Source organism: Anaerotruncus sp. 1XD42-93, assembly GCF_009917605.1.
Taxonomy (GTDB): domain Bacteria; phylum Bacillota; class Clostridia; order Oscillospirales; family Ruminococcaceae; genus Anaerotruncus.
Genome location: NZ_QZEG01000030.1, coordinates 24435 through 35073, shown reverse-complemented (window position 1 = coordinate 35073; position 10639 = coordinate 24435). Strand labels below are relative to the sequence as shown.

The 10639-nt window shown below is 50.6% G+C and carries 12 protein-coding genes and 1 pseudogene; 2 read left to right on the top strand and 11 right to left on the bottom strand.

Going from position 1 to position 10639, the window contains the following annotated elements:
• Positions 1–68: 68 nt before the first annotated feature.
• The 4 genes and pseudogenes from D5269_RS11265 to D5269_RS11250 form a co-directional block, all read right to left on the bottom strand.
• Positions 69–362, bottom strand: a pseudogene (locus D5269_RS11265) (recombinase); the annotation flags it as partial.
• A complete protein-coding gene (locus tag D5269_RS11260; protein ID WP_002569165.1) occupies positions 359–835 on the bottom strand; it encodes a PcfB family protein in 477 nt (158 codons plus the stop codon). The gene D5269_RS11260 and the pseudogene D5269_RS11265, both read right to left, overlap by 4 nt.
• Positions 836–876: 41 nt before the next feature.
• Positions 877–1098: a DUF5348 domain-containing protein gene (locus D5269_RS11255; protein ID WP_002569164.1), complete on the bottom strand. Its 222-nt coding sequence runs from the start codon at positions 1096–1098 to the stop codon at positions 877–879.
• 23 nt (positions 1099–1121) lie between these two features.
• Complete coding sequence (locus tag D5269_RS11250) at positions 1122–2105, bottom strand: DUF6017 domain-containing protein (protein WP_002569163.1); 984 nt, start codon at positions 2103–2105, stop codon at positions 1122–1124.
• A 234-nt stretch (positions 2106–2339) separates the two neighbouring features.
• Here D5269_RS11250 and D5269_RS11245 point away from each other — a divergent pair, with 234 nt between their 5' ends.
• Positions 2340–3842, top strand: a complete 1503-nt coding sequence (locus tag D5269_RS11245; protein ID WP_347707297.1) for a recombinase family protein — start codon at positions 2340–2342, stop codon at positions 3840–3842.
• A 239-nt stretch (positions 3843–4081) separates the two neighbouring features.
• Here the strand turns inward: D5269_RS11245 and D5269_RS11240 are convergent, their stop codons facing one another.
• From D5269_RS11240 to D5269_RS11210, 7 genes are all read right to left on the bottom strand, one after another.
• Positions 4082–4267 (bottom strand): hypothetical protein, encoded by a 186-nt coding sequence (locus D5269_RS11240; protein ID WP_004849804.1) that lies wholly within the window; start codon positions 4265–4267, stop codon positions 4082–4084.
• 270 nt (positions 4268–4537) lie between these two features.
• Positions 4538–5878, bottom strand: coding sequence for a virulence-associated E family protein (locus D5269_RS11235; protein WP_120485529.1), 1341 nt, complete (start codon positions 5876–5878; stop codon positions 4538–4540).
• Positions 5763–6503: a CHC2 zinc finger domain-containing protein gene (locus D5269_RS11230; RefSeq protein WP_120485527.1), complete on the bottom strand. Its 741-nt coding sequence runs from the start codon at positions 6501–6503 to the stop codon at positions 5763–5765. Before D5269_RS11230 ends, D5269_RS11235 begins: the two co-directional genes overlap by 116 nt.
• A 47-nt stretch (positions 6504–6550) precedes the next feature.
• Entirely contained in the window at positions 6551–8023 is a 1473-nt protein-coding gene (mobQ, locus tag D5269_RS11225) for a MobQ family relaxase (protein ID WP_120485525.1), read from the bottom strand.
• 2 nt (positions 8024–8025) lie between these two features.
• Positions 8026–8343, bottom strand: coding sequence for a DUF3847 domain-containing protein (locus D5269_RS11220; protein ID WP_009260053.1), 318 nt, complete (start codon positions 8341–8343; stop codon positions 8026–8028).
• Between the two features lie 286 nt (positions 8344–8629).
• On the bottom strand, positions 8630–8833 hold the full coding sequence (locus tag D5269_RS11215; protein ID WP_071422045.1) for a hypothetical protein: 204 nt from the start codon (positions 8831–8833) through the stop codon (positions 8630–8632).
• Between the two features lie 145 nt (positions 8834–8978).
• On the bottom strand, positions 8979–9203 hold the full coding sequence (locus D5269_RS11210; RefSeq protein ID WP_008368839.1) for a helix-turn-helix domain-containing protein: 225 nt from the start codon (positions 9201–9203) through the stop codon (positions 8979–8981).
• Between the two features lie 302 nt (positions 9204–9505).
• On the opposite strand from D5269_RS11210, the gene D5269_RS11205 reads away from it, so the two are divergent.
• Positions 9506–10549 (top strand): DUF6076 domain-containing protein, encoded by a 1044-nt coding sequence (locus D5269_RS11205; protein ID WP_120485523.1) that lies wholly within the window; start codon positions 9506–9508, stop codon positions 10547–10549.
• Positions 10550–10639: the final 90 nt, after the last annotated feature.

Here is a 10639-nt window from a genome sequence, read left to right as displayed (position 1 = left end):
TAATCATTCATGTGCATATCCTCCTGCGTCAATATAGGCGTTGCTTACAGTTAAGATTATGCACCTCAACGCGCCGAACCGTATTCTGTCCCGCGGCGGTATTTCTTCGCGTTCTTGCCTTTGGTGTAGATAATCAGCCGGACAATGACCGCCCCCGCAATGCCGATAAGTAAGTCTGCCGGGTGGAAGCTCGGCGCGATACTGGAAAAGGCGGTGGTAAAACCGTCCCCAAGATGTAGCAGCTTTGCGCTTGCGTCCGCGCCGGGGGATAGACGGACAGCCGCGCCCACTTTATCAAAGAGCCAGACAAAGAGCAGATACGGGAGATTTAGGATAAGCAGCTTCTTGATTTCCGGCTTCATAGCGATACCTCCCTGTCCTTGTTCTTGACCTTTGCCCGTTCCGCGTTCTTGCCCTGTGCGGCTTCTTTGAGCGTAGAGAGCAGCTTTCGGATAGAGGGCTTTTTCTCCTGTGTCAGCTTCTTTGCGGAAAACTCCTTAAAGGCTGCGGTCAGCACGTCCGCGTCCCGCCCCTTGAAAAAAACCAGATAGCGGGGCGGGCTTTCCGTTGCGTCCTTTTTCAGCGCAAAGTCGATACCGTACTTTTTCGCCGTACTCTCAAAGGCTTTGATATTGCCCTCGGTAATCTCAATGTTGGAAACGCCCGCGTTCTGCTTCATAAGCTGCTTTAAGCTCTGCTTTCCCTGTGGCGGTTTTGCAAGCTGCTTTTTGCCCTTTGACAGTATGGCTTTCATTGCCTTTTGGAGCGTCTGGGCGGTCAGCTTCCCGGTCTTGATGTAAAGGGCTATGGTCTTTTCGTTTACTTCGTCCTGCAATTCCTCGCGTCCTCCTTTCGCGTTTCTTTATGGGGCGGCGGTCAGATACGCACCCGCAGCCCGTTCAAGTCCTCGGCTCTGATACCCACAAGATACCAGTTGTCGCCGTACTCAATCCGGGTCGGCTTCCACTTGCCCCGCACGAATACGTCAAAGCACTCACCGCAATGCAAGCCCCCGTAGTAGCTGTTTAAGTCAAAGCGAATGTCGTAACGGTCGGTGCGCTCGTCAAATACCAATGCTCCTGTCATTTTCTGTGCCATAATAAAATCCTCCTTTTGTTGTTTTACAGGCTTTCGCCCGGTTTGAATGAATAATAGTCCGGGTCGCCGTACTGCGGCTTCTTCGGTGACAGTGCGCCGCTTGCCATGTCATGGGCGACAAGGGAAGTGTAATAATTGCCGATAGTGGACGGGGCGTTGAAAAGGGCTGCTTTCAGATATTGCTTGATGTTGCGGATTTTCGTTGTGTTCTCCCGCATACAGTCAAGCACAAAGCGGATATGCTCGCCGTCCAGTTTCATAAACTTAGATTTCACAAGCTCTGCCGGGTAGTCGTCCCCCGCAATCCGTACCCGCTTTCTGGCGGTGCATACGGTTTCAAGCATGAGGTCTACAATCTCGTCCAGCCTGTCCCCGTCAAACTTCATGTCCTGTTTGAGAATGTGGTAGTCGATATTGTCCTTGATGATTTCCCGGTATATATCAACTGCGCTCTGTGCTGCCGCTTCCGTTCCTTTCCGTTCCGGCGGCGTAGCCGCTTCTCTGCAAGGAGAGGGGTTAGGGGAAAGGATAGGAATGGAATGGGTACTTGATAAATCTGTATTTGATTTTTCTTTTTTTGGTAAGTCAGTTCTTTGTATATCTTTATTTAATTGCGTTGGATTTTCCAACGTAGGTTTTTCCAATGTTGGTTTTTCCTGCGTTGGATTATCCAATGTTGGATTTTCCAATGTAGGTAAATCCGGCGTAGGCGGCTGCGGCTGCTCGAATATCACATAGTCCGCGCCCCGCAAGCGTCCTTTCTCGTCGCGCTCCCTTGACCGAACGATATACCCGGCGCGTTCAAGCTCCTTAATGGCTTCGCGGATAGCGTCTATCTTCTCCCGGTTGATAAGGGATAAGCCTTTCAAGGTGTAGTCCCAATCTTCGGGGAGTGACAGCATTTGCGACAACAGCCCTTTTGCCTTTAAGGAAAGCTCCTTGTTGCGTAGGTGGTGGTTGCTCATTACGGTGTAGCCCTTGTTCCGTTCCACTCTGAAAACTGCCATAGTAAATCACTCCTTTTGCTGTGGATTTGTTACGCAGTAGAAGCGCGGTTTCGGGGGATAAGGTATAAATCCCTTGCCGCGCCAGATACGCGCCCGCAAAATCGCTTGTAGCAAGGCTTTTTCTGCCCCTACTGCGTAACAAAGGGCATAAAAAAGCGGCGTTCCTGTTCTCCCATGTAGAGAGTAAGAAACGCCGCTTCTGCGTCGTATTCAGTTTTTAGTACAATACCCTGCTTGTCCGTCGCTCGAAAAACCTTGATTTTCCAGTGTTTTCAAAAGTATCGTTATCTAACGTCAGCTTTCGACCGTCCCGGCTTCCAGCGGATGATTGCCGACATTGAAAAAGGGCGCATCAACCTGGTCATTACTAAAGACCTCTCCCGCCTTGGCCGTAACTACATCATGTGCGGGCAGTACACCGAGATTTATTTCCCGGAGCGTCATGTGCGCTACATTGCCCTGAATGATGGCGTTGATACACTGAACCAGACAAGCAGCATGGACATTACGCCGTTCAAGCACATCCTAAACGATATGTACGCCAAGGATATTTCCACGAAAATCAAGTCCACGCTCCACACCAAAGCAAGGCGCGGCGAATACCTTGGCGCACTCGACCCCTACGGCTACCTGCGGCATCCTGACGATAAGCACAAGCTGATTATCAACGAGGAAACCGCGCCGGTTGTCCGGCGGATGTTTGAAATGTGCGCGGCGGGGATTGGGTCAAGGAGCATTGCAACAGTTCTGAACAACGAGGGTATCTTATCCCCCAAGGAATACACCCGCTTCCGCAAGCACAACCCAGAGCGTGACGGAGAATTTGAACGCCGCCACTTCTGGACGCGGACTTATGTGCAGTTTATGTTGAAAAACGAAATCTATGTAGGGAGCATGGTGCAGGGACGGCAGTACACGCCATCCTACCGAAGTAAAAAAAGGGAACCTATCCCCAAAGCAGATTGGGTCGTTGTCCCTGATATGCACGAGCCTATTGTATCGAGGGAACTGTTTGACGAAGCACAGAAGCGCATGGGAGCGAGGAAAAAGACCATTCAGGCGAAAGACGAACCCGATTTATTTGCGGGGCTGTTCTTCTGTGAAGCCTGCGGAACCTCTATGCTGCCCAAGGTAAGCCAGCAGAAATATTTCTATTACAACTGTGGGCGTAGCCACGCGATTGGACAATTAGCCTGCTCAAGCCACTACATCAACCGTGACACCTTTCATCAGGCAGTGCTTGAGGACATTCGCCGCAACGCCAGACTGTTCAGCGAGGACGCGGAGAAAGCCGCACAAAGGCTCATGGAACTGAAATGTGCCGACCAGCAGAAACAGACCGCTACGATGAAGCGCGACCTTGCATCGGCAAAGAAGCGGCTGGCCGACCTGGATGTGAAACTGAAACGCACCTACGAGGACAACATGAGCGGCAAGCTGCCCGACCACATCTTTACCATGTTTATTGCGGACTACGATACGGAACGGGCAACGCTGAAAGCGAACATTGCAGAGATGGAAAAGTCGCTGGAAAAGGTTCGGGATACCAAAGCCGATATTGACCGCTTCGCAGCCCTGATCCGAAAATACACCAGCTTTGAAAAACTCGACCGCTTCATGCTTCACGAACTGATTGACCGGATTACGATTTACGAAACGCCAGGTATGGGGCGCTGCCGCAAGGGTAAGGAAAAGCGCATTACCATCTACTACAAATTTGTCGGGGCTATCCAATAAAGCAAAAACGGCATCCCCTATGGATGCCGAAAAAAATAACTTGGCTTTACGTCCTTTTGACTTTTCATCATCACGGCTCAATCTCAAATATAGTGCAGTGTTATAAATCGTTGTATTGTATGGTTGTTTCACGGTTAAAAATCCTCCTTCTAAAAGAAACAACCCACGCTTATACAATACTCGCTGGTACAAGTATATCATAAGCGTGGGCTGATTGACAGTCGTTATTCCGTATTTTTTCAGGAAGCGGCGGCAGCGTGCTGGATCACATCTTCCAGCAGACTGTCAAGCGGCTTCCCATCCTGTGCAAAATGCTCCGATACCTTGATACGGACTTTCCCCATGACAAAATACTGGGTGCCGTCTTTTTCGGTAAGCAGGGTGCCGCTGTTTTTGTTATTGCTCTCGTTTTTGCTTTTTGCCATAGGCAGTTACCTCCATAAATGAAATATGCCCGACAAGGGAATGTCAGGCAGGTGTACAGCCGCAGACTGTCTCCGTGTCAACCAAACCGTGTCAACCGGCAGAAAAGACTTTGAAAACAATCCATAGGCGCTCTATTATTACTTTTTACTTTTTCTTTGATTTCTTGGTTGACATGGTTGACAAAGGAGAGAAATGCCCCAAATATCAGGCTTTTCCCCGTCAACCGGCTGTCAACCAAAGCGTCAACCAAACTGTCAACCGGTGGCTTTTCAGAATGGCAGTTCCATTTGCCGGGCTTCTTCTTCCGTGATTTCTCGAAAACCGTCCCCCTCCGGCGGAGCTTGGTTGACACGCTCCCAGCCTTTTTGAGAACCGTATTTCTTATACCGCTTCGGGCTTTTGTAGGCTGCCCAGCCCTGTATGATGCCGCCCGCAATGCCGGTATTCATAATCTCGCAGATTGCCCGTGTCTCCCAGTCTGCCGGGGAATTTAAGTTCCCCAGCGCTTCCTCATAAAGCTGCTTGGAACATACCCTGTCGCCGGTGTAGTCCTCCAAATAGGCGTAGATCATGCCAGCCTGTGTGTCCTCCTGCATGAAGTCCTGCTGGTGGGCGTTCAGGTATCGGTTCATTTCTATGCTGAATGACAGCTTATACTTCCCACTGCGGTAAACCGTCATGGTTTCCGCCCACATCTGTTCGATATACGCCCTCGCCGCCGCTTCATCATCCAGTATGTGAACCTCCGCCCGTTCCGGGTACACCGTCACGGGGAGAAAGCGCCGGTTGCCGGTGCGGTCACGGGGTAAAAAGTCCTGCCGGTTGGTCGTCCCTCCGAATACACATTGCCGCAGCCGGTCTGCCGGGTGTGTCTCATACGGCACTTTGTAGGTTTCTTTCTGGCGGCTTAAGAATGACTTGATTTCCTCAATACTCTTGGCGTTGGCTGTGGCAATCATCTCCGACATCTCGATAATCCAATGCCCTTGCAGCTTGCGGTACACATTTTCATCGTCCAGCTTCTTCAAATCGTCTGAAAACCATTCGTCCCTGCCTGCCAGCAGCCGGAAAAAGGTAGATTTCCCGGCTCCCTGACCACCAACCAGACAGAGCATGACCTCAAACTTGCTCCCCGGTCTGAATACCCGCCGGATGGCTCCCATCAGGAACAGTTTCAAGGCTTCATAGGTGTATTCGTCCGTATCGGCTCCCAGAAAGTGATGCAGGGCGTAACGGATGCGCTCTGTGCCGTCCCATTGCAGGCTGTTCAGATAATCCCTGACCGGATGGTAGCGGTTTTCATTGGCAACAATCTTGATGGCGCTCTGCACCTTTTTCTCGCTGGTAAGCCCGTAGTTTTCTTCCAGATACAAAAGCAGGTAGTTCATGTCCATGTCGGTCAGCGTGGCACTGGTGCGCTCCCAGCCCAGCGGCTTCACAATGTCAATCTGCTCCGTCAAAAGGTTCAGGCGCAGCGCCCCGCGAAACAGCGGGTCACGCTGGAACACCGTCAGGCAGTTTCGGATGCTGTTTTTCACGCCGCCTTTCTGCGTCCCCTCTAACGTCTCCCGGATTTCTGCCGGTGTCTGCGCCGGTTCCATTGTGTCCATCGTCCTTTTGACCGCTTCCTGCGTTTCCGGCGGCAAGCTCTGAAATTCGCTGTTCAAGCCGCAGCACCTCCTTTCCCTGTGCGGCGATCAATGCCGCTTTTTCTTCTATTTCTCCGTATAACAAAATATCCAAAAGGTATTCTGTGTAGCTTATCCTCTGCAACGCTTCCACAAAAAGAGGATGCCAGATGGCATCCTGCGGCTGTGGGGCGTATGCTGTTTTCCAATGCTCCAGCAGGCGCAGATAATCGCATAGCACCCGGAAACAATACCGTTCCGTTTCCTGAAATCTCTGCTCCGCTGATTTTTGTCGGGACTGTGACCTGTTGTGACGCTTCCTATCTGGCGGCGCATTGCCGGATTTCTCATAGGAAACACCGAAGTCCTCCGCAAGCCTGACCGCAGCTTCCCGTTTCCCCAATCCATGCAGCAAAGCGGCAAAGTCGATCACATCCCCGAAAGCCCCGCAGCCGAAGCAGTAAAAGCGGCCGTCCACTTTCATGCTGGGCGTGCGGTCATTGTGGAATGGACAGCAGACCATGCCGTTTCTTCCCACCCGGATTCCATAGAATGAAGCAGCCTGCCGGGTGGTAACAGACTGTTTCACCGCTTCAAATACATTCAAATGCTCCCTCCATAAAAATGTCGGCAGCGGTAAAGCTGCCGGTTATGTCATAGCTCCATCTCATGTTTCTTTCTCTGTACTTCCTGTGGCTGCTCCCTCCGGCGCAGTGCGGTATCTACGGCGTTCTGCACCTGCCGCAGCCGTATGACTTCCTCCCGGAGCGGCTTGTGCTGCGGAGACAGTTCGGCATACTCTGTTTTTAACTGTGCGTATTCCTGTTTCCATGCTTTCAGGGCAATGGGTTTTCCGTCCAGTTTTTCTTTCAGAATACGGCGGGCGGCATAAAACAGCCGTAACTCCGCATCGTGGGATGTTTCAAATTTCTCCCTCTGTTTCTTAAACTTGATATTGTTCAATTCCGTATGAACAGGTTTTAGCCGCTGGTAATTCTCGCCCTCCCGTATCAATTCCTGCAATTCCTTTATCCGGGCAGATTTCTTTTTCATGGAGCCGCTTAATGCTTCAAATTCTTCACTGACAGAGGAAAGACGCTCCTGCAAATCCTCTAATGTGAGCAGCTTGTTTTCCGTCAGATAATTGACGGCTTCGGCAAACTGCTTTAAGTTTCCGGTTCTGGCTTTATTGCTCCATGCCCCTGCATTGCGCTGGTTGTAATAAGCGATCAGCAGGTCGGCAAGGTTCGGTGTCTGGGGTTTGGAAAGTTCTTCTTTTACCTCTGCCATCCAGACAAACAGGGCTTTGATCTTCTTCCTCACATCCTGCATGAGCCGGTTGGTAGCTTTAATCCAGCGGTTCAGTTCCCCTTTCTCGGTGCGGATGCCCTTTGCTTCCATCTGCCGGACATTAGCTCCCTCGTGGACAGTAGGTATCAGGTCAAGCCCCTGCCGCACATAGGAACGGTGGTCGATACGCACATCCAGCCCTTTTTCCTCAAATTTTGTATTAACGGCAGCCGCCCACTGCTCCCGCCAGTGTTCCAGCGTTTCCGGCTCGTGCCAGTCTGTTGTATGGACAGCGTTAAACATATAATCGCCGTTTTTATCCCGGATTCGGTTTCCATCTTCATCAAGAAGATATTCCCGTCGCTGTTTTTGTCCCCATGTGCCATCCGGGTTCAAAGGGCGCATGGTTGTCATCACATGGAAATGCGGGTTAGGGATGCCGCCGTCCTCTTTCTCCGGGCTGTGAAAAGCAAGGTCGGCAATCATGCCTTTTGCCACAAACTGCTCCTGCACGAACTTCCTCGCCAGTTCCATGTTTTCTTCCAGCGTCAATTCATTCTGCATGGCAATATCAAAGGAATAGGCAAGCTGTGCTTTTGGATGTTTCTCGCAGCTCTCCACAGCATTCCAGAGGGTCGCCCGGTCAAGATATATTTCCGGCGCATGGGGCGGCAGCATGATTTCCGAAGCGATCACGCTGCCCTTTTTGGTGTAATCGCTGACTTCTCCATAGTAGCTGCTGTAAAGACGCTCCCCGGCTCGGTAGGCTGCGCTGGCAATGGCGCTCTGACCGGCGCTGCGCTTTATCTGTGCGATTGAAAAATGATAAAGTGCTATCCTTAGTCACCGCCTTTCTCCTGCCCGGAAATACGGGCGTGGTTCTCTGTGGCAGACCGGATGAAATGCTCCGCCTGCGGCAGATTCAAAATGTTTTCCATGAGGGAATAAAATTCCGCTTCGGATAGCTCCTTTGTCTGTGGTGCAATGCTCTCAACGGCTGCCCCACGGGTAATCAGCCGGTGCGTCCTCTGTTTCCGGGAACCGCTTTCCAAATACGCCTGCCGGTTTTTCAAACGCTGCATTTTCCGTTTTTCCCGTTCCAACAGGACAGTGGTTTTTTCATATTCCTGCTTTAACTGTTCCAAAGATTTTTCCATGTTCTCACATCCTTTACTGATAAGATAAAGAAAGACCATCCGCAGACAGTCTGTGTGTCAGTGCTTCTATAAAACCCGATGAAAAGGGAAAACCGCAGAGCGGATTTCTCTTTGCGGCGGGTACACAGGGGATAGCCGCTTTAGCGGCGCAAGGGGGTGCAGCCACCTTGTCGGAGCGAAGCGAACGCAGACCTCGGATTGCTGATTTTATCAGCGGCAGAGGTAAGCTCCGCAGGACGCACGATACATGGTCTTTAGACTATGTATAGAAGTGCGCCCTTAGTTCCTAAGGGATTTTGCCGTTTCCGGCAGTCTTGCCCTTTTTCTTGGAACGCTTGGAAAGATACTTCGGGCAGTCAACCACAACCGCCCGGAAGCTCTGTTTACATTCGTGCTGGCATTTCCGGCACAGTTCGTTGTAAGTGATACGGCTGCGGTCATTTAAGAAGAAAGACCATTCCAGCCGCCGCTTGTTGCTCATTCTTGCCATAACCGGCTCCTTTCTCCGTTTCTATCTGATGTACGCAGATAGGCTGTTTTGGTGTAGCGTTTCGGTATCATTTTTAAGGTTTTTCCCTCTGTATGCCCCTTTGGAAAGTGCGGCAGTATTGCAGTCAGGGAATGATACCTCACGCTTATTTGTCGCTTCTCGGTACGGTTTCGGAGCCTTTTGCCATCCATTCAAAGAAAGCAATTTTGCTGACCTTGATAAGCCTGCCCCTGCGGAACGCCGGAAAGCCGGGTGTGTGTACCAGCTCATAGGCGCTCGCTCTTGAAATTCCCATAATCCGCTGAATGTCCGCCACATCCAGAACCAGCGGTAAATCCTCGTAGCTGTTCAATCTCTTTTTATCGTTCATTCTGTTCCTCCCATAAATCAAATAGGTTAAAATGCTTCCTGCTGCCGTTCTCCCCAAAAGCCGTTTTCCTGCCCCATTCCTGCGGTGTTTCCCTGCATTGGTGCGCCGGATGCGTCACTTCTCCTGCCGGTCATATCCCTTTTGGACGGTCATTCACTTGTCAAGGTACTGTGCGGTACAAAATTACCAACTGCAATCATCATAGCGGACTATCCTTGACAAAACAATGCTTCTGCGATACCATGAGTGTAATAGATATAACTAAATTATATAATTACCATAAACAAAGGCAGGGGATAGGGATGGAGAATCAGTTTATACGGCATGAGCCATGTTTTGAGAGGATTTTGTTTGTCCTGACGCTGGACAGGAAGAAAATGAAAGAGCGGATTTTGATTGGGGAAGAACAGCAGATCCGCTTCCGGCTGAACAGGAGCCAAAACGCAGAGGTGCTTTGTGATATGACACGCCCGCTGGGAACTTTTTTGATAAACTTTGAGCGTGACACGGACAGGGACTGGAACTTATACGGGCTTTCTCCGCTGCGGCAAGCCCTCCACTCCAACCGATGGAAACAGCCGGAGCTGGAGCAGGCGGCAAGCGAATTTCTCTGGGGAAAATATCTTAGCAATGACCCGCTGAAAATGTATGTGGCGTTCCGTATTTGGAACAGCTATCTGCTTGCCAGAGAACCCCGTGACCGTAACGCTGCCTGTGACCGCTTCATGGATAAAATGAGCAGCCTGACCGGGGTATTCCATAACGAAGCCATGAGCTTTGACATGGAGACAGGAAAACCGAAACATTTTCAAGCTGGCAGCCTTTATTTCAAAGGCGCACCGTCAGAAGATACCCGGCTTGACCTCTGGTTCCCGGACAACCGGCGCACAGAAGAATGTGTGTCTGCCTATGCGTCCCTCTACCCGTTGATTACCTATTATCTGAACCGGCTGAATGACTGGGGGCTTTGCTTCCGGCAGTGCAAGGTCTGCGGGAAATATTTTCTGGCAAAGAGCCAGCGGTATGAGCTGTGCAGCGACAAGTGCCGAAAAGCACAGGCGCTTCAAAACAAGCGGGAATTTGACGAGAGGGCAAGAGAAAATAACTATGACCTGCTTTATAAAAATGAATGCCAGAACTGGCGCAACAAAATAAACCGGGTAAAAAATACCGCAGGCTTTCCGGCTGACCGTCTGGAAAAAATACAGGCTGCCTTTTCCGACTTTAAGAAAGAAGCATTGCAGAGAAAAAAGGCTGTAAAAACAGGAACAGCCAGCCCGAAAGAATTTACGGACTGGCTGTATCAGCAGAGTAATGTAATTGTGGAGTTGTTGACAGAATATTGACTAAAAGCAAGTTATTTAGACAAAGCAAAAGACGCCTTGCTAAGCAAGACGTCTTTAGGAACTCCTTCTACGCATGGCAGATGAGCTATT